17 protein-coding genes are annotated in these 17,694 nt (G+C 71.9%); 8 read left to right on the forward strand and 9 right to left on the reverse strand.

The window, feature by feature from the left end:
• Together ACIA8N_RS26320 and ACIA8N_RS26325 are read right to left on the reverse strand one after the other, a co-directional pair.
• Nucleotides 1-2,439 (reverse strand): PQQ-binding-like beta-propeller repeat protein, encoded by a 2,439-nt coding sequence (locus ACIA8N_RS26320; protein WP_365778349.1) that lies wholly within the window; start codon nucleotides 2,437-2,439, stop codon nucleotides 1-3.
• 163 nt (nucleotides 2,440-2,602) lie between these two features.
• Nucleotides 2,603-3,466 (reverse strand): VOC family protein, encoded by an 864-nt coding sequence (locus ACIA8N_RS26325; RefSeq protein WP_365778347.1) that lies wholly within the window; start codon nucleotides 3,464-3,466, stop codon nucleotides 2,603-2,605.
• Between the two features lie 309 nt (nucleotides 3,467-3,775).
• Between ACIA8N_RS26325 and ACIA8N_RS26330 the strand changes: the two genes are divergently transcribed.
• Nucleotides 3,776-4,423: a TetR family transcriptional regulator gene (locus ACIA8N_RS26330; protein WP_365778345.1), complete on the forward strand. Its 648-nt coding sequence runs from the start codon at nucleotides 3,776-3,778 to the stop codon at nucleotides 4,421-4,423.
• 132 nt (nucleotides 4,424-4,555) lie between these two features.
• On the opposite strand, the gene ACIA8N_RS26335 is transcribed toward ACIA8N_RS26330, so the two are convergent.
• Nucleotides 4,556-5,026: a nitroreductase family deazaflavin-dependent oxidoreductase gene (locus ACIA8N_RS26335; RefSeq protein WP_365778343.1), complete on the reverse strand. Its 471-nt coding sequence runs from the start codon at nucleotides 5,024-5,026 to the stop codon at nucleotides 4,556-4,558.
• On the reverse strand, nucleotides 5,027-6,193 hold the full coding sequence (locus tag ACIA8N_RS26340; RefSeq protein WP_365778341.1) for an acyl-CoA dehydrogenase family protein: 1,167 nt from the start codon (nucleotides 6,191-6,193) through the stop codon (nucleotides 5,027-5,029).
• Between the two features lie 106 nt (nucleotides 6,194-6,299).
• Here ACIA8N_RS26340 and ACIA8N_RS26345 point away from each other — a divergent pair, with 106 nt between their 5' ends.
• The 4 genes from ACIA8N_RS26345 to ACIA8N_RS26360 all read left to right on the forward strand — a co-directional run bounded on the left by ACIA8N_RS26345 (nucleotide 6,300) and on the right by ACIA8N_RS26360 (nucleotide 9,813).
• On the forward strand, nucleotides 6,300-7,463 hold the full coding sequence (locus ACIA8N_RS26345) for a thiolase C-terminal domain-containing protein (RefSeq protein WP_365778339.1): 1,164 nt from the start codon (nucleotides 6,300-6,302) through the stop codon (nucleotides 7,461-7,463).
• Nucleotides 7,464-7,580: 117 nt separating this feature from the next.
• Nucleotides 7,581-8,873, forward strand: a complete 1,293-nt coding sequence (locus ACIA8N_RS26350) for an FAD-dependent monooxygenase (protein ID WP_365778337.1) — start codon at nucleotides 7,581-7,583, stop codon at nucleotides 8,871-8,873.
• Nucleotides 8,870-9,532: a pyridoxal 5'-phosphate synthase gene (locus ACIA8N_RS26355; protein ID WP_365778335.1), complete on the forward strand. Its 663-nt coding sequence runs from the start codon at nucleotides 8,870-8,872 to the stop codon at nucleotides 9,530-9,532. Before ACIA8N_RS26350 ends, ACIA8N_RS26355 begins: the two co-directional genes overlap by 4 nt.
• Before the next feature lie 32 nt (nucleotides 9,533-9,564).
• A complete protein-coding gene (locus ACIA8N_RS26360) occupies nucleotides 9,565-9,813 on the forward strand; it encodes an SCO4226 family nickel-binding protein (RefSeq protein ID WP_365778333.1) in 249 nt (82 codons plus the stop codon).
• A gap of 66 nt (nucleotides 9,814-9,879) precedes the next feature.
• Here ACIA8N_RS26360 and ACIA8N_RS26365 read toward each other — a convergent pair whose 3' ends face one another.
• The 3 genes from ACIA8N_RS26365 to ACIA8N_RS26375 form a co-directional block, all read right to left on the reverse strand.
• Nucleotides 9,880-11,763, reverse strand: a complete 1,884-nt coding sequence (locus tag ACIA8N_RS26365) for an AMP-dependent synthetase/ligase (protein WP_365778331.1) — start codon at nucleotides 11,761-11,763, stop codon at nucleotides 9,880-9,882.
• A gap of 233 nt (nucleotides 11,764-11,996) precedes the next feature.
• Entirely contained in the window at nucleotides 11,997-13,343 is a 1,347-nt protein-coding gene (locus ACIA8N_RS26370) for a dicarboxylate/amino acid:cation symporter (RefSeq protein ID WP_365778329.1), read from the reverse strand.
• Between the two features lie 393 nt (nucleotides 13,344-13,736).
• A complete protein-coding gene (locus ACIA8N_RS26375; RefSeq protein WP_030217133.1) occupies nucleotides 13,737-14,003 on the reverse strand; it encodes a DUF4229 domain-containing protein in 267 nt (88 codons plus the stop codon).
• A gap of 144 nt (nucleotides 14,004-14,147) precedes the next feature.
• Between ACIA8N_RS26375 and ACIA8N_RS26380 the strand changes: the two genes are divergently transcribed.
• The gene (locus ACIA8N_RS26380; RefSeq protein WP_365778327.1) at nucleotides 14,148-14,681 is read left to right on the forward strand and encodes a GNAT family N-acetyltransferase; all 534 of its coding nucleotides are present in this window, start codon (nucleotides 14,148-14,150) and stop codon (nucleotides 14,679-14,681) included.
• Nucleotides 14,682-14,809: 128 nt separating this feature from the next.
• On the forward strand, nucleotides 14,810-15,676 hold the full coding sequence (locus ACIA8N_RS26385) for an AraC family transcriptional regulator (protein ID WP_365778325.1): 867 nt from the start codon (nucleotides 14,810-14,812) through the stop codon (nucleotides 15,674-15,676).
• Between the two features lie 58 nt (nucleotides 15,677-15,734).
• Here ACIA8N_RS26385 and mqnE read toward each other — a convergent pair whose 3' ends face one another.
• Together mqnE and ACIA8N_RS26395 are read right to left on the reverse strand one after the other, a co-directional pair.
• The gene (gene mqnE / locus ACIA8N_RS26390) at nucleotides 15,735-16,913 is read right to left on the reverse strand and encodes an aminofutalosine synthase MqnE (protein ID WP_365778323.1); all 1,179 of its coding nucleotides are present in this window, start codon (nucleotides 16,911-16,913) and stop codon (nucleotides 15,735-15,737) included.
• Nucleotides 16,914-16,973: 60 nt separating this feature from the next.
• A complete protein-coding gene (locus ACIA8N_RS26395; RefSeq protein WP_017241016.1) occupies nucleotides 16,974-17,429 on the reverse strand; it encodes an Lrp/AsnC family transcriptional regulator in 456 nt (151 codons plus the stop codon).
• A 114-nt stretch (nucleotides 17,430-17,543) separates the two neighbouring features.
• Here ACIA8N_RS26395 and ACIA8N_RS26400 point away from each other — a divergent pair, with 114 nt between their 5' ends.
• Nucleotides 17,544-17,681, forward strand: coding sequence for a hypothetical protein (locus ACIA8N_RS26400; protein WP_169749498.1), 138 nt, complete (start codon nucleotides 17,544-17,546; stop codon nucleotides 17,679-17,681).
• Nucleotides 17,682-17,694 lie beyond the last annotated feature (13 nt).

The following is a 17,694-nucleotide window of genomic DNA, read 5'->3' on the forward strand; positions in this document are numbered from 1 at the left end:
CTACCGTCCGCCCGAACCCCGCCCGGTGGCCGTGCCCTTGACCGCGTCGAGCGCGTACACGCACCGGTCCTTGCTGCACGCGTACACGACCCCGCCCTTGGCCACCGGCGAGCCGGTGATCTCGCCGCCGGTAGCGAGCTTCCAGCGCAGCTGACCGCCGGTCGCGTCAAGGGTGTACAGGACGTGGTCGGCCGAACCGAAGTGCACCCGGCCGTCGGCGACGACCGGCGAGCCGACCAGTTCGCCGCCAGCCGCGAACCGCCACCTGGGGGTGCCGGTGACCGCGTCGAGCGTGTAGAGCGCGCTGCCGCTGCCGACGTGCACGTTGCCGTCGGCGACGAGCACCGGCTCGGTCGACTGGCGCGGCTCGGTCGCGATACGCCAGCGGTCCTGCCCGGTGGTCGCGTCGATCGCGTACACCGTGCCGAGGTGGTCCGAGAGGTACACCCCGCCGCCCGTCACCGCCGGGCCCGGCGCGAACGCGGGCGGGGAGAGGAAGACGGCAGGCGCCTCGAAGTGCCAGCGGACGTGCCCGGCGGCGATGTCGATCGACAGCACCCGGGTCCCGGCGGAGACGTACACGCAGCCGTCCTCGGCCGGGGCGACCCGGACCGGCACACCGGCGCAGGAGGCGGCGTCGCCGACCGGGTACGACCAGCGCTCGGTGCCCGTACGGGCGTCGAGGGCCTGGAGCCGGGCGTCCCGCCACACGTACACGGTGTCCCCGTGCACGGCGGGCCCCGCCTCCGGGGTCTCGAAGTCCGTCTGGGCGCCGGTGATCTCCCACAGCTTGGCGCCGTTGGAGGCCTCCCAGCCCTGCACCCCGCCACCGCGCGTACCGGTGACGACCGTGCCCCGGTCCACCTGGAGGGAGTACACCCAGGCGTCCGTCCGCAGCCGCCAGCGCTCGCTGCCGTCGGTCGCGTCGAGGGCGTAGAGGGTCGGCCCGTCGGAGGCGTGGATACGGCCCGAGGCGACGGCCATGGACCAGGCCACGTCCCGGGTCTTGAACTGGCGCCGGCCACTGCCGGTGTCCAGGGCGTGCACCTCGAACGAGGTGACGTACAGCAGGTCGCCGTCCACGACCGGGGTGCCCCACACGTCGTTCGACATGCGGAACCGCCACGGCCGCCAGGGACCGGCCTCCGGCGGCGGGGCCGGTTCGGAACCCTGCGAGGGAACGCTCACCGGACGCGCACCGGGCAACGGTCCGGGCTCGGCGCCGTGCGGACCGCCGCCGGGCGGGCGGATCCAGCCGGTCGCCGGGCCTGCGTCGGGGCTCCGGCCGACGGCGAGCGCGGCACGGGTGTCGGCGACCCGGGGGCCGGGCCCGATCGGCACGGTCGCGCCGCCGAGGCGTACGGGCCCGCCCGCGCTCTCGGCGGGCCCGGCGTGCCGGCCACCGCCGACGGGCGCGGGATCGGCATGCCGGCCGCCCCCGCCACCGACGGGCGCGGGTTCCGGGAAGCGCGGGTCGCCGCCGTGCTCGGCGGGCTGCCGGGGCGGGCGCGGCGGCATCGGCGGCGCGGTCGGCGCCGGAGCCGGACGGCCGCCGCGGCGGGTCTCGATCATGGCGGTGGCGCTCTCCGGCAGCCAGGCCGAGGCCGTACCGCTGTCGTCGCTGCCGGGGCCGAAGAGATGGGGGGCGAGCTGCGCCTGGAGATCGGCCGGGGAGGGCCGGCGGCTGACGTCCGTCTGCATGCAGGACTCGATGAGCGGGCGCAGCTCCTCGGGCAGCCCCTCCAGGTCGGGGCCCTCGCGGAGCAGCATGAAGACCGTCTCGACCGGGTTGGCACCGTGGTAGGGCGCGTGGCCGGTGGCGGCGAAGACCAGCATGGAGCCCAGCGAGAAGACGTCGCTCGCGCCGGTGACGCTGCGCGAGTCGCGGGCCTGCTCGGGCGACATGTAGGCCGGGGTGCCGACGGCGACATTGGTCATGGTCAGGCGCGTGTTGGACACGCCCGACGCGATGCCGAAGTCGATCACCCGGGGGCCGTCCTCGACGACGAGGACGTTGGAGGGCTTGAGGTCACGGTGGACCAGGCCCGCACCGTGGATGGACTGCAGGGCCTCGGCGACACCGGCGGCCAGCCAGCGCACGGCCTGGGCCGGGAGCGGTCCGCACTCGTTCACTATCTCTTCGAGCGAGGGCGCGGGGACGTAGGCGGTCGCCAGCCACGGCACGGCTGCCCGGGGGTCGGCGTCCACGACGGCGGCCGTGTAGAAGCCGGAGACCGCCCGCGCGGCCTCCACCTCCCGGGTGAACCTGACCCGGAACAGCTGGTCCTCCGCGAGCTCCGTGCGCACGGTCTTGATCGCCACGCGCCGGCCCGAGGCCGAGCGCGCGAGATAGACCAGGCCCATTCCGCCCGCGCCGAGCCGGCCCAGCACCTCGAAGGGCCCGATACGTCTCGGGTCGTGCTGCGTCAGCTGTTCCACTTGCCTGCCACCTCCCCGTACGGGCCATGAGGGTACGGCCCCGTGGCCCTGATTCTTCCTGTCCGAGGGCCCGGTTGCGAACCCGGGGGCGGATCGGGGTGTCACGGGCGATAACGGGGTGGCCCGGTGCGGGGTGCGCCGGGCCCGTACAGGTGGGGACGTCTCAGGCCGTACCGGCCGGTTTCGGTTCCGCGGCCGGTACTGCGGCCGGTTCCGCCACCGCTTCCACCGTCGGTTCCGTCGTCGGTTCCGTCGTCGGTTCGGCGAGGACGGCGAAGCGGGCGCCCTGGTTGTCGTGGAGGACGGCGATACGGCCGTGCGGGGTACTGAAGGCGGGGGTGGCGACACGGCCGCCGAGGCGGACGGTGGTCGCGCAGGCCTGGTCGCAGTCGCGGACGGCGAAGTAGACGAGGACGTGGCCGGGCATCTCGGCGGGGAAGTCGTCGGTGATGACGGCGCGCCCGCCGAAGGCGCTGTCGTCGCCGGTGCGGGAGCCGGGCGGTGACCAGACGCGGTAGTCGAAGCCGGCTTCCCTGCCCTCCTCCCCGGCGTCCACCTGGCGGCCGAGGTAGTGGAAGACGCGGGCGTAGAAGGTGTCGGTGGCCTCCGGCCGGCGCGTGTACACCTCCATCCAGCAGAAGGAGCCCGGTTCGTTCGTGACCTCGAAGCCGTCGTCGTCGCCCGCCTGGCGGAGCCCGATCACGGCGCCGCCGGGGTCCGCGGCCAGCGCCAGGACGCCGAAGGGTCCGACGGGGTACGGCTCCATGATCATCTGCCCGCCCGCGGCCTTGATCCGGGCGGCGAGGCTGCCCGCATCGCGGGTGGCGAGGTAGAGGGTCCAGGTGGTGGGCATGCGGCCGTCGCGCTTGGGGAGGAGCCCGGCGACGCGTCGCCCGTCGAGGAGGGCCTCGTCGCGGTCGGGGTCGAAGGTCCAGCCGAACAGCTCGCCGTAGAAGCGCTTGCCCGCTTCGAGGTCGGGAAGCTGTGCGTCCACCCAGCAGGGGGTGCCCTCAGTACGTACGGCCATGTCACCACGCTAGGACGGAGAAGGGGCGCCCGCACGCCCCGATATACGAACAGATAGGCGATTTATCAGCCCAGAACCCTTGGGGCGCCTGAGTTGTCCACCGAAGTTGTCCACAGGCTGTTCATAAGACTATTCGGGTACGGGACTCCCCCGGCCTGACGCCGACGCCACCCCGCCTGGCTTGAACCCGCCCCTCGGCGTCGGAGCCGGAGACCCGCGTCGACCTCGCAGAACACCCGCGGAACAGGGTCGCACCCCATTTGCAGTCGGCCGAATCGCGCGCCGACCCCCCCTCGGTAAGCTGACGGCATGACAGGACAAGTACGCACCGTCGACGGCCGCGTGGCCGGACGACGCGGTCAGGCGACGCGGCAGAAGCTGCTCGACTGCCTCGGTGAGATGCTCAGCTCCTCGCCCTACCGGGACGTCAAGGTCATCGATGTGGCCCGGAAGGCGGGTACTTCACCCGCGACGTTCTATCAGTACTTCCCGGACGTCGAGGGAGCCGTTCTCGAGATCGCGGAGGAAATGGCCAAGGAGGGCGCCGCGTTGACCGCGCTGGTGTCCGGCCGTTCCTGGGTCGGCAAGGCCGGCTGGCAGACCTCCGAGGAACTCGTCGAAGGCTTCCTGGACTTCTGGCGGAAGCACGACGCGATCCTCCGGGTCGTGGACCTCGGCGCCGCGGAGGGCGACAAGCGGTTCTACAAGATCCGCATGAAGATCCTGAACTCGGTCACCAACTCCCTCACGGACGCGGTGAAGGAGCTCCAGGCCAAGGGCAAGGTCGACAAGGAGGTCAGCCCCGCCGCCATGGCGGGCTCGCTCGTGGCGATGCTCGCCTCGGTCGCGGGCCACCAGAAGGGCTTCACGACCTGGGGCGTGAAGCAGGCCGAACTCAAGCCCAACCTAGCCCTGTTGGTGCATCTGGGCATCACCGGCAAGAAGCCGGCCAGATAGCCGCCCGGATCTCCGGAAACGACAACTCCTTCATCCGTCCTGTCGTCGACGCCGACGGCGGCCCGCCCCCACGGACCGCCGTCGGCGTCGCCGTGTGTCCGGCCGCCCCCCGGAGCGTCGGGACGGCCCCCCTCACCGTCGCGTCAGCCGGAAGAGCCGGATCTCGCGGTCCACCCGGGCCTGGTACGTGGCGTACGGCGGCCAGAACGCGAGCGCCGCCCGCCAGGCCGCCGCCCGCTCCTCCCCCGTGAGCAGCTCCGCCCGTACGGGGATGTCGGCGCCCCGCCAGTTCACCTCGACGTCCGGGTGGGCGAGCAGGTTCGCCGTCCAGGCCGGGTGCCCGGGGCGGCCGAAGTTGGAGCCCACGAGCAGCCAGCCGCCGTCGGGCTCCGGCATGCAGGCGAGCGGGGTGACCCTGGGCACCCCGCTCCTCGCGCCCCGCGCGGTGAGCACCACCCCGGGCAGCATCTGGGCGCTGAGCAGCACTTTTCCCCGGGTGAGCCGGTGCACGGCCTTGTCCATGGCGGGGATGACGTGGGGGCCGATCCGGGCGAAGGTCCGGGTCGACGACACCTTCTGTACGAGCCTGCGTCCGACGGGCATCTACGCCGCCACCTCTCGGAGGAGTCCGGTCCGTTCCGCCGCCCGTGCGCGCAGTCGCCGTACGGGGCCGAAGAGGAGTTCGTCGGAGGCGGCCCGGCCGGCGAAGGGCGCGGTGGCGTCGGCCGGCCGGACGGCCTCCTCGGCGGCGGCGCGCAGGGCTTCCAGGGCGTGGGCGAGCGCGAGCGGCCCACTCTCAGGCCCGCCCTCGGGCCCGGATCCGGGCCCCGGTTCGCCCGCCGCGCTGTACGTGAGGGTGCGGGCGGCCTCGACCTGGACGGAGAGGTCGGCGAGCCGGTGGGCGACCACCTCACGGGAGCCGGCGCGGCCGGCCCGGGAGCGGGCGTGGGTGACGGCCCGGTCGAGGGCCGCCCGGGCCGCGCCGACGGCCTCGGCGGCCAGCATGACGGCGGCCCGGCGGCCGGTGGCGGCGAGCGCGCCGAGGACGTCCGCCGGTTCCGCGCCGAGGAGTTCGGCCCTGGTGTCGCGGAACTGGACGGTGGCCCGGGGCCGGGTGGGGTCCAGGGCGGGCTGCCGGGTGCGGACGAGTCCGGGTACGCCGGCGTCCTCCGTCCGTACGAGGAAGAGGAGGGTACGGCTGCGGGCGAAGCCCCCCGTGTGGGCGGCGACGAGCAGCAGTCCCGCGCTGTGTCCGTCGAGGACCTGGGCGGCCTCGCCGTACAGCCGCCAGCCCTCCCCGTCCTGACGGGCCTGGACGCCGCCCGCCCGGCCGCCGCCGGACCAGTCCTCGGCGGCGTTGTCGCCGGTGAGGCCGAGGGCGAGCGCGAGGGCGCCGCCGGGGACGGCGAGGGCGCAGGTGAGGCTTCCGGCGGCGAGGCGAGGGAGGTGCGCGGCGCGCTGGGCGGGGGTGCCGAGGGCGGTGAGGAGCGGGGCGGCGAGGACGCGGGTGGCGAGGAGCGGGCAGGGGGCGAGGGCGCGGCCGGTCTCCTCGCAGGCGGCGGCGAGTCCGGCGGGGCCGGGGCCCGCGGGGCCGAGGACGCCGGACATCCGGGTCCACAGCTCGGGGTCGTACCCCTGGGGGGTGGCGGTGGCCACGAGGTTCTGGTGCGGCCCGGCCCGTTCGGCGAGCAGGCCCCGCAGGGTGCGGCGGATCTCCTGCTGCTGCTCGGTGGGCGGGGCGGTGAGCGCTGCGCTTTCGGCGGCGTCCATGAGGCTCCCTCCGTATCTGACGGTCCGTCATGCTAGGTCTCTCCGGCGCCACTTGCCCAGAGAGACACCCGTTCCGATTCCGCTGATCTGATGTACCGTCAGAAATATGGATGCCACCCAGCGCCCCGCCCGCCGCGTCGCCGTCGCAGGCGTCGCCCTCGCCGACTGCGGCCGGGTCGACGAGGCCACGCCGTACGCGCTGCACGCCCAGGCCGCCCGGCGGGCGCTCGCGGACAGCGGCCTCGACCGCTCGCTGATCGACGGCCTGGCGTCGGCGGGGCTCGGCACCCTCGCCCCGGTCGAGGTCGCCGAGTACCTGGGGCTTCGTCCCCGCTGGGTGGACTCGACCGCCGTCGGCGGCGCCACCTGGGAGGTCATGGCCGCGCACGCCGCCGACGCGATAGCCGCCGGCCACGCGAACGCGGTCCTCCTCGTGTACGGCTCCACCGCGCGCGCCGACATCCGCGCCCGGCGGCGCACCGCGAACCTCTCCTTCGGGGCGCGCGGCCCGCTGCAGTTCGAGGTCCCATACGGGCACACCCTGATCGCCAAGTACGCGATGGCCGCGCGCCGCCATATGCACCAGTACGGGACGACCCTGGAACAGCTCGCCGAGGTGGCCGTCCGGACGCGGGCGAACGCGGCGCTCAACCCGGAGGCGATGTTCCGCGACCCGATCACCGTCGACGAGGTCCTGGACGGCCCGATGATCGCGGACCCCTTCACCAAGCTGCACTGCTGCCTGCGCAGCGACGGCGGGTGCGCGGTGCTGCTCGTCGCCGAGGAGTACGTCCAGGACTGCCGCACCGCCCCGGTCTGGGTACTGGGCACCGGCGAGCACGTCTCGCACACCACGATGTCCGAGTGGGAGGACTTCACGGTCTCCCCGGCGGCGGTCAGCGGCCGGCTCGCCTTCGAGCGCGCGGGCATCGGGCCCGGAGACGTCGACGTGGCGGAGATCTACGACGCCTTCACCTACATGACCCTGGTGACCCTGGAGGACCTGGGCTTCTGCGCGAAGGGGGAGGGCGGCCCGTTCGTCCAGGAGAAGGACCGGCTGCCGGTGAACACGGACGGCGGCGGCCTGTCGGCCTGCCACCCGGGCATGCGGGGGCTCTTCCTCCTCGTGGAGGCGGTGCGGCAGCTGCGCGGGGAGGCGCCGGGCCTCCAGGTGCGCCGCCGGGACGGGAGCCTGCCGGAGGTGGCGGTGGCCTCGGGGACCGGGGGCTGGTTCTGCTCCTCGGGGACGGTGGTCCTCGGCCGGGGCTGACCCCGACCGGCACGGCAAGAATCTATACAAGCGTCATAGACAGACGTGTAGGACATCCGTATAGTCAAGTCCGCGGGCAGGAGAACGGCCCGCAGACACCCGACAAGGAGTCCCGTCATGAGCGACACCGCGAAGCCCGCCAAGACCGTCCTGATCTCCGGCGCCTCCATCGCAGGACCCGCCCTCGCCCTCTGGCTCCACCGCTACGGCTTCACCGCCACCGTCGTCGAGCGCGCCCCCGGACTGCGCACCGGCGGCTACAAGGTCGACATCAGGGGCACCGCGATCGAGGTCTGCCGCCGGATGGGCGTCCTCGACGAGATCCGCGCCAACTCCACTGGCATGCGCGGCGGTTCGTACGTCGACGACAAGGGCCGCACCATCGGCGAACTGCCCGCCGACATCTTCGGCGGACGCGTCGAGGAGGACGACGAGATCATGCGCGGCGAACTCGCCCGCATCCTCCACGACCGCACCCGCGACGACGTCGAGTACCTCTTCGACGACTCGATCGCCGAACTCGCCGAGTACACCGAGGACGGCGGCGGCGTCACCGTCACCTTCGAGAGCGGCACCGTCCGCCGCTTCGACCTGGTCGTCGGCGCCGACGGACTGCACTCGAACACCCGGCGCCTCGCCCTCGGCCCCGAGGAGCGGTACAAGCGCCACCTCGGGGCGTACGTCTCCATCTTCACCGCCCCCAACCACCTGGGCCTGGACCGCTGGGAGACGTACCACGCGCTCCCCGGCAAGCTGGTCAGCGTCTACAGCTCGGCCGGCGAGAGCGACGCCAAGAACCTCTTCGTCTTCTCCTCGCCCGAGGAACTCCCGTACCACCACCGGGACACCGCCGCCCAGAAGCGGCTGCTCGCCGACACCTTCGACGGCGACGGCTGGGAGATCCCCCGGCTCCTGGGCCACGCGGCCGACGCCGACGACTTCTACTTCGACTCGATCTCCCTCGTCGAGATGGACCGCTGGTCCCGGGGCCGCGTCGTCCTCCTCGGCGACGCCGCCCACTGCTCCTCCCCCGCCTCCGGCCAGGGCACCGGACTCGCCCTCACCGGCGCGTACGTCCTGGCGGGCGAACTCGCCCGGGCCGGCGGCGACCACACCGTCGCCTTCGCGCGCTATGAGGCGCACATGCGGCCGGGCGTGGAACGCAACCAGCGGATGGCGGAGAGCTTCGTCAAGGAGATGACCGTGGACTCGAAGTGGAAGATCGCGCTGCGCATGTTCATGGTGCGGACCCTGCCGAGGACGCCGTGGAAGAACCTCATCGCCAGGAAGATCCGCGACGAGATCCAGGCGGCGGCGAACGCGGTCGAGCTCACGGACCCGCCGGTTCCGGCCGCCGGGGCCCCGATCCCGCTCGCGGACCGGCCGTCCCGGCCTACCGTGGCCGCATGACCGACTTCCACCACGCCCTGCGCTCCCTGAAGGTCTGGGACACCGAGCTGCCGTCCTTCGACCCGGCGGGCGCCCCGCCCGAGCCGCTTCCCCTCTTCCACGACTGGTTCACGTCGGCGGTCGCGGCCGGCCAGACCGAGCCGCACACCCTCTCCCTCGCCACCGCCGACGAGGACGGCAGGCCGGACGTCCGTACGGTGATGCTGCACGACGCGGACGCGCGCGGCTGGCACTTCGCCTCGCACTCCACGAGCGCCAAGGGCCGCCAGCTCGCCGCCCGCCCCGAGGCCGCCCTCGGCTTCTACTGGCCGGTCCAGGGCCGCCAGGTCCGGATCCGCGGCCACGTCACCACCGGCACCCCCGAGGAGGCGTACGCGGACCTCCACGCCCGCACCACCGGCGCCCTCGCCTCGGCGCTCGTCGGCCGGCAGAGCGAGGTCCTGGACTCGTCCGACACCCTCGCGGAGGCCAGCGCGGCGGCCTGGCGCAGGGCGGAGGCGGAGCCGGACGCCCCGTCCCCCACCTGGACCCTGTACGTCGTCGAACCGGCCGAGGTCGAGTTCTTCCAGGGCGACGGACGGCGCCGCCACCAGCGCCTGCGCTACCGCCGCGACCCGGCGGCCGGCGGTGGCTGGCTGCGCGAGCTGCTCTGGCCCTGAGGGCGCACCATGGAAAGTGGAGGTGGGTGACCATGGCTACGTACATGGACGTGCACCGGGGCATGGTGGGCATCACGGCCGAACAGCTCAGGGAAGCGCACGAGGCGGACCTCGCCGTCGAGAAGAACGAGGGCGTCCACTTCGAGAAGGCGTGGGCCGATCCGGAGTCCGGCACCGTCTACTGCCTGTCGCACGGCCCGTCGAAGGAGGCCGTCGCGAGGGTCCACGCCCGCACGGGCCACGCGGCCGACGAGATCCACGAGGTGCCCCTCACGGTGTGAGGACGCCCGGGAGGAGGGCACGGCACGGAGCATCACGGCACAGGGCATCACGGCGCAGGGCACCCCCTACGGGGTGCCCCCTTCCCCGTACATCTCCTCGATCTCCCGCGCGAAGTCCCGCAGCACCGCCCGCCGTTTGAGCTTCAGGGACGGGGTCAGGTGCCCGGAGGTCTCGGAGAACTCGGCGGTCAGGATCCGGAAGGCACGGATCGACTCCGGCCGTGAGACCAGCCGGTTGGCCTCGTCCACGGCGCGCTGGAGCACGCCGAGGAGCTCCTCGTCCGTGGCCAGCTCCCACAGCGCGAGGTGGTCCTTGTGCCGCATCCGCCGCCAGTGGGTGAGACCCTCGTGGTCGAGGGTGATCAGGGCCGTGATGTACGGGCGGTCGTCGCCGAGAACCACGCACTGGGCCACCAGGGGATGGGTGCGCAGCCAGTCCTCCAGGGGTGCGGGAGCGACGTTCTTGCCGGCCGAGGTGATGAGGATGTCCTTCTTGCGGCCGGTGATCCGCAGATAGCCGTCGGCGTCGAGGGAGCCGAGGTCGCCGGTGGGGAACCAGCCGTCGTCGGTGTACGGGACGGCCGTCCCGCGCTGGGCGTCCCAGTACCCGGCGAAGACGTGGCCGCCCTTGAGCCAGACCTCGCCGTCGTCGGCGATCCGGACGGACGTGCCGGGCAGCGGCCAGCCGACGGTGCCGGTGCGGGGCCGCTGCGGCGGGGTGACCGTCGAAGCGGCCGTGGTCTCCGTCAGGCCGTACCCCTCGAAGACCTCGACGCCCGCGCCCGCGTAGAACTCGGCGAGCCGCGCGCCGAGCGGGGAGCCGCCGCAGATCACGTACTTCACCCGGCCGCCGAGCACGGCCCGGATGCGCCGGTAGACGAGCGTGTCGTACAGCGCCCTGGTGGCCCGCAGCGCGAGCGAGGGCGCCTCCTCCTGCCCGTAGCGGCGGGCGACCCGGGCGGCGCGGTCGAAGGAGGCGGCCCTGCCGCCGCGTTCGGCGGTGGCGCGGGCCGTGTTGTAGACCTTCTCCAGGACGTACGGGATGGCGAGCAGGAACGTGGGCCGGAAGGCGGCCATGTCGGTGAGGAGTTCGTCGCCCTCGACGGAGGGCGCGTGCCCGACGCGGACCCGGGCGCGGACGCAGCCGACGGCGACCATCCGTCCGAAGACGTGGGAGAGCGGCAGGAAGAGCAGGGTGGCGGGGGGCTCGCTGCTCTCGGCGACGAAGACGGGGTGGAGGAGCCGGACGGCGTTGTCGACCTCGGCGAAGAAGTTGGCGTGGGTGAGGGCGCAGCCCTTGGGCCGGCCGGTGGTGCCGGAGGTGTAGACGAGGGTGGCGAGGGTCTCCGGGGTGAGCAGCCCGCGGCGGGCGGTGACGGCCTCGTCGGCGACGCGGGTGCCCGCCCTGCGGAGCTGGTCGACGGCGCCGGCGTCGAGGACCCAGAGGTGGGCGAGGCCGGGGAGCTGCCGCCGCTCGTTGGAGACGAGCCGGGCCTGTTCGGGGTCCTCGACGACACAGGCGGCGGCGCCGGAGTCCTGGAGGATCCAGCGGGTCTGGAAGGCGGAGGACGTGGGGTAGACGGGGACGGTGACGAGTCCCGCGGCCCAGGCGGCGAAGTCGATCAGGGTCCACTCGTAGGTGGTGCGGGCCATCAGGGCGAGCCGGTCGCCGGGGCGCAGGCCGTGGGCGATGAGGCCCTTGGCGACGGCGTGCACGTCGGCGGCGAAGCGGGAGGCCGTGACGTCGTACCACTCCCCTTCCGGCCCTTTGCGGGAGAAGAGGACGGCCTCGGGCTCCTGGCGGGCGTTGTCGTACGGCAGGTCGGCGAGGGAGCCGCGGCGGATCACCGGGACGAGGGCGGGCACGGAGGCCTCCCGCACGACGCCGTCGACCAGGGTCTTGTGCGGCTCGACCGGTTCGGCGGGGGGCGGGGCGGTGACGACGGACACGTGCGGCTCCTCGGTCTGCGCGATGAACTGAGGTCGTGCGTCGGTGCGTTGCCTGCTTCACGTGACGTAACTAGCCGGTAACCTTACTGCGCGGTAAGGCCCATCAGGGAGACCGGCGCCCGCATTTCCTGAGGCCCCGCCCCTCTCCTTGCCCCGCCGGCCGCCCCGGGAGAACGCGCGTGCCCCCTGCCGGGGGGCAGGGGGCACGCGAACCGTGGGCCGCGGCGGACGCGTCAGGCCGCGACGGCGACCTTCGGCTCGGCCTCACGGCTGCCGGCCAGGTCGTCGATCGGGGACGCCGAGGCGTTCTCGTACGCGGTGAGGTCGAGGATCTTCTCGCGGGCGGAGACGATCACCGGGACCAGCGCCTGACCTGCCACGTTCGTGGCCGTCCGCACCATGTCGAGGATCGGGTCGATCGCCATGAGCAGGCCGACGCCCTCCAGGGGGAGGCCCAGGGTGGAGAGGGTCAGGGTCAGCATGACCGTCGCGCCGGTCAGGCCGGCGGTGGCCGCCGAGCCGATGACGGAGACGAAGGCGATCAGGAGGTAGTCGCCGATGCCGAGCTGCACGTCGAAGATCTGCGCGATGAAGATCGCGGCGAGCGCCGGGTAGATCGCGGCGCAGCCGTCCATCTTGGTGGTGGCGCCGAACGGGACGGCGAAGGAGGCGTACTCCTTCGGGACGCCGAGGCGCTCGGTGACCTTCTGGGTGACCGGCATGGTGCCGACCGAGGAGCGGGAGACGAAGGCCAGCTGGATGGCCGGCCAGGCGCCCTTGTAGAACTGGATCGGGTTGACCTTGGCGACCGTGGCGAGCAGCAGCGGGTAGACGCCGAACATGACCAGGGCGGAGCCGATGTAGACGTCGGCGGTGAAGGTCGCGTACTTGCCGATCAGGTCCCAGCCGTAGTCGGCGATGGCGAAGCCGATGAGGCCGACGGTGCCGAGCGGGGCGAGGCGGATGACCCACCACAGCGCCTTCTGGAGGAGCTCCAGGATCGACTCGGAGAGGGTGAGGATCGGCTTGGCCCTGTCGCCGAGCTTGAGGGCGGCGATGCCGGCGACGGCGGCCATGAAGACGATCTGGAGAACGTTCAGCTCGGTGAAGGGCGTGATGACGTCCGACGGGATGATGCCGGTCAGGAAGTCGATCCAGGAGCCCTCGCGCTTCGGCAGCTTGCCGTCCTGCGGGGTGAGGCCGGTGCCGGCGCCCGGGTTGGTGACCAGGCCGATGACGAGGCCGATGGCGACCGCGATCAGCGAGGTGATCATGAACCAGAGCAGCGTGCGGGTGGCGAGCCTGGCGGCGTTGTTCACCTTCCGCAGGTTGGTGATCGAGACCAGGATCGCGAAGAAGACGAGCGGGGCGACGGCCAGCTTGAGCAGCTGGACGAAGATGTCGCCGACCTGACCCAGGGTCTCCTTGAGCCAGGAGACGTCCTGGCTGCGGGCTATCCAGCCGAGCAGCGCGCCGAGGACGAGACCGGCGATGATCTGGGCCCAGAAGGGGACCTTGGGTATCCGGGACGAGGGCTTGGTCTCGTTCTCGGGCGCGGAAGCGGGCGCGGACGCGGACACAGACACACTCCACAGGTGCGTATCGGGCAATACGAGGACGGGGGTGCGGCACACACGCGCTGCGAGCGCGGGCCGCTGCATGATGCCGGGATCAGAGCACGCGGCAACAGACCGCGGACATACAGCGGCAGAGATCGACGTGCAGGCGCGCCACGAGCGGGGTGCTCGCGGCGTCGAAGGGGCGCACTGCTGTCGTCATGGCGGATACGTTAACACTTGAACTTTGAGAACCTCAAAGCCCTTCTTTGAGGTGCGGAGACGGCCCTGCGCCTCCGAAACGCAGAAAACCCCAGGCGGGAGCCTGGGAAGCTCCCGTCCGGGGTGATGATCTGTGACGAACCTTACGCAGCCCTTACACAGCCCCTACACGGCGCCGACAGGGTTTCGGCAGACTTAGAGCGCGTCTTCCTGGGACCGGTTCTCGGCCAGCCGCCCCTTGGCGCGGTCGACCTTCGCGACGACGGCGGCACTCGCCTCGTCCCGCACCTTGCGCAGGAGGACGAAGCTCAGCGGGGCGGAGACGACGATGGAGAGCACGAGGACCCAGAGCAGGTTCGAGTCGCCGAGGCCGCGCGGCAGCGCACCGACGTAGACGAGACCCCACAGGGCGAGGAAGCATCCGGCGAAGACACCGAGACGCATCAGCGTGTAGCGGAGCATGTCAGGCCCACTCTTTCGTTCCGACGTTCCGAAAAGTACCCAAGGCCCCTTACGGGACAAGCGCCCACCCAGTGAAGCACGGCGGCACGAACCTCCCGGGACCGGGCCCTTGAGCACCGCGTAAGTAATATCTAAGCTACCCCTATGACCCTTACGTTTGAGGTGGACCCGACGGTCGGCCCCGCCCTGCGCGACGGCGTGCTCTCCCTCTGGGCCGACGTCTCCAACGCAGGCGGCGCGGTCGGCTTCGTCCCGCCCGTCACCCCCGACGAGATCCGCCCCGCCCTGCTCAAGCACCTGGTGGCGATGGAACGGGGCGACACCCGCCTGCTCGTCGGCCGCGACGAGGACGGCGAGGTCGCCGCCACCGCGTTCTTCACCTTCAACACCCACCCGCTGATGACGCACTGGGTGTGGCTCTACACGGTGATGGTCCACCCCCGGCACCAGGGCAAGGGGTACGGCGGCGACCTGATGGCGGCCGTCGAGCACACCGCCCGTACCGCAGCGGGCTTCGAGGCGATCGAGGCGATCAGGCTGACCTGCCGGGGCGGCACCGGCGTCGACCGGTTCTACGCCCGCTCCGGGTACAAGGAGGTCGGCCGCGTCCCCGACGCCATCCGGGTCGCCCCCGGCGACGACCGCGACGACATCATCATGCTGCTGCCCCTGAACTGACCCGGCCGGACCGGACCGGACCGGACCCGACTGGACCCGACCGGACCCGACCCGACCGGGCACAGGATGTCGGGTCCCGCAGGCTCCGCCCTTCCTACGGTGAAGCACGCAAGAGGAAGGACGCACCCATGCTGGAGCGGCTCAACCAGGCCCTGGACCACATCGAGGAACGCCTCCGCGGCGACCTCGAAGCGGCCGAACTCGCCCGGATCACCATGACCTCGGAGTACCACTTCCGGCGCCTGTTCTCGGCGCTGGCGGGGATGCCCCTGTCGGAGTACGTACGGCGCAGGCGGCTCACCGTCGCCGGCGCCGAGGTCCTCGCCGGCGACCGGTCGCTCCTGGAGATCGCGGTCCGGTACGGGTACGGCTCCGGCGAGGCCTTCGCCCGCGCGTTCCGCGCGGTACACGGCGTCGGCCCCGGCGAGGCCCGCCGCACGGGCGCGGAGCTGCGCTCCCAGCCACGGATGTCCTTCCGCCTCGTCGTCGAAGGGAACAGCACCATGCGGTACAGGGTCGTGGAGAAGGAAGCCTTCCGGGTCATCGGGCGCGGGGCCAGGGTGCCCCTCGTCCACGAGGGCGAGAACCCGGCGATCGCCGCCCACATCCGGTCCATCGGCCAGGAGGCCCTCGACCGGCTCGCCCTCCTCTCGGACGGGCAGCCGCAGGGCGTCGTCTCGGCGGTCACCCACCTCTCGGAGAGCCGGGAGGAGGGCGCCGAACTCGACTACTGGCACGGGGTCGTCAGCGGCGCGGACGTACCGGACGGGTTCGACGCACTCGACGTGCCCGCCGGCACCTGGGCGGTCTTCGAGAACGAGGGCCCGTTGCCGCAGGCGATCCAGTACCTGTGGCGGGACGTCTTCACCCAGTGGTTCCCGTCCAACCCGTACGAGAGCCGCCCCGGCCCCGAGCTGCTGGGCGTCCGGCCCTCGGCGGACTGGACGACGGCGCGGGCGGAACTGTGGATCCCGGTGGAGCGCACGGAGACGTGAGGCACGCGTGACGAAGGGCCGGCGGGACATCCCGCCGGCCCTTCGTCGCACGGGGAACTCAGACCCGCATCGCCTGCGGCGACTCGCGCCGGTCCGCGTCCGGACCCGGGTACTCGCGGATGATCTCGTACCGGGTGTTCCGCTCGACCGGGCGGAAACCCGCGTCCCTGATCAGTTCGAGCAGGTCCTCGCGGCCCAGCTTGTTCGGCGTGCCGTAGTTGTCGGCGTCGTGCGTGATCTTGTACTCGACGACCGAGCCGTCCATGTCGTCGGCGCCGTGCTGCAGCGCGAGCTGCGCGGTCTGGACGCCGTGCATGACCCAGAAGACCTTGACGTGCGGCACGTTGTCGAAGAGCAGCCGGGAGACCGCGAAGGTCTTCAGGGCCTCGGCACCGGTCGCCATCGTGGTGCGCGCCTGGAGCTTGTTGCGGATCTTGCCGTCCTGCATGTCGACGAAGTCGTGCTGGTAGCGCAGCGGGATGAAGACCTGGAAGCCGCCCGTCTCGTCCTGGAGCTCACGCAGCCGCAGCACGTGGTCGACGCGGTGCCGGGGCTCCTCGATGTGCCCGTACAGCATGGTCGAGGGGGTCTTGAGCCCCTTCTCGTGGGCGAGCCGGTGGATCCGGGACCAGTCCTCCCAGTGGGTGCGGTGGTCCACGATGTGCTGCCGGACCTCCCAGTCGAAGATCTCGGCGCCGCCGCCGGTCAGCGATTCGAGACCGGCGTCGATGAGCTCGTCGAGGATGTCCGACGCGGACATCCCGGAGATCGTCTCGAAGTGGTGGATCTCGGTGGCGGTGAAGGCCTTCAGCGAGACGTTCGGCAGGGCCTTCTTGAGCTCGGAGAGGGAGCGCGGGTAGTAGCGCCAGGGCAGGTTGGGGTGCAGCCCGTTGACGATGTGCAGCTCGGTGAGGTTCTCGTTCTCCATGGCCTTCGCGAGGCGCACGGCCTCCTCGATGCGCATGGTGTACGCGTCCTTCTCGCCCGGCTTGCGCTGGAAGGAGCAGTAGGCGCAGGAGGCGGTGCAGACGTTGGTCATGTTCAGATGCCGGTTGACATTGAAGTGGACCACGTCGCCGTTCTTGCGGGTCCTGACCTCGTGGGCCAGACCGCCGAGCCAGGCGAGGTCGTCGGACTCGTACAGGGCGATGCCGTCCTCACGGCTCAGCCGCTCACCGTCCCGGACCTTCTGTTCAAGCTCGCGCTTGAGCCCTACATCTTTAATGGATGCAGTCATCTCCGGCCGCCTCCCTTTCCTCCGCGATCAGGCTTCCCCACCGTACTCTCAGCCGATCCGTCACCCTTCCTCGGGCAGCTCTCCGACCCGGTTCTCCCACTTCGTGGAGAGCACGATCGTGGTGCGGGTGCGGGAGACGCCCTTGGTGCCGGAGAGCCGGCGGATCGTCTTCTCCAGGCCGTCGACGTCGTTCGCGCGCACCTTGAGCATGAAGGAGTCGTCGCCCGCGATGAACCAGCAGTCCTCGATCTCGGCGAGGTCCTTGAGACGGCGGGCCACGTCCTCGTGGTCGGCGGCGTCGGAGAGGGAGATGCCGATGAGGGCGGTGACGCCGAGGCCGAGCGAGGCGGCGTCGACGGTGGCGCGGTAGCCGGTGATGACCCCGGCGGCCTCAAGGCGGTTGATGCGGTCGGTGACGGAGGGGCCGGAGAGCCCGACGAGCCGGCCGAGCTCGGCGTACGAGGCACGACCGTTCTCGCGCAGAGCCTGGATGAGCTGCCTGTCCACGGCGTCCATAGGTATGAAGCCTTCCATTGTCCAGCGATACCGCGAGTTTGGGTATAGAATCTAAGGTACACAGGGGTCAACGCCCTGTGAATCTTTCAGCAGATCAAAGACGATCTTTCAGGAGTGGTGTTCACCGTGTACACGATCGAGATGGCCTACGCCCGTATGCGTGAGCTCCAGGAGCTGGCCAACCGCTCGCGTGCCCACCAGCCGACCGCCGCCTCGAAGCGCGCCGCCAAGAAGCACGCCAAGAAGCGCTGATCAGACCGCATGG

The organism is Streptomyces sp. NPDC051822 (genome assembly GCF_044452745.1).
Taxonomy (GTDB): Bacteria; Actinomycetota; Actinomycetes; order Streptomycetales; family Streptomycetaceae; genus Streptomyces.

Coding starts and splice junctions, on each gene's coding strand:
- ACIA8N_RS26360 (WP_365778333.1), top strand. CDS start 9,565: ATGGCTACGTACATGGACGTGCACCGGGGCATGGTGGGCATCACGGCC.
- ACIA8N_RS26395 (WP_017241016.1), bottom strand. CDS start 17,429: ATGGACGCCGTGGACAGGCAGCTCATCCAGGCTCTGCGCGAGAACGGT.
- ACIA8N_RS26385 (WP_365778325.1), top strand. CDS start 14,810: ATGCTGGAGCGGCTCAACCAGGCCCTGGACCACATCGAGGAACGCCTC.
- ACIA8N_RS26330 (WP_365778345.1), top strand. CDS start 3,776: ATGACAGGACAAGTACGCACCGTCGACGGCCGCGTGGCCGGACGACGC.
- ACIA8N_RS26325 (WP_365778347.1), bottom strand. CDS start 3,466: ATGGCCGTACGTACTGAGGGCACCCCCTGCTGGGTGGACGCACAGCTT.
- ACIA8N_RS26380 (WP_365778327.1), top strand. CDS start 14,148: ATGACCCTTACGTTTGAGGTGGACCCGACGGTCGGCCCCGCCCTGCGC.
- mqnE (WP_365778323.1), bottom strand. CDS start 16,913: ATGACTGCATCCATTAAAGATGTAGGGCTCAAGCGCGAGCTTGAACAG.
- ACIA8N_RS26340 (WP_365778341.1), bottom strand. CDS start 6,193: ATGGACGCCGCCGAAAGCGCAGCGCTCACCGCCCCGCCCACCGAGCAG.
- ACIA8N_RS26345 (WP_365778339.1), top strand. CDS start 6,300: ATGGATGCCACCCAGCGCCCCGCCCGCCGCGTCGCCGTCGCAGGCGTC.
- ACIA8N_RS26375 (WP_030217133.1), bottom strand. CDS start 14,003: ATGCTCCGCTACACGCTGATGCGTCTCGGTGTCTTCGCCGGATGCTTC.
- ACIA8N_RS26350 (WP_365778337.1), top strand. CDS start 7,581: ATGAGCGACACCGCGAAGCCCGCCAAGACCGTCCTGATCTCCGGCGCC.
- ACIA8N_RS26335 (WP_365778343.1), bottom strand. CDS start 5,026: ATGCCCGTCGGACGCAGGCTCGTACAGAAGGTGTCGTCGACCCGGACC.
- ACIA8N_RS26355 (WP_365778335.1), top strand. CDS start 8,870: ATGACCGACTTCCACCACGCCCTGCGCTCCCTGAAGGTCTGGGACACC.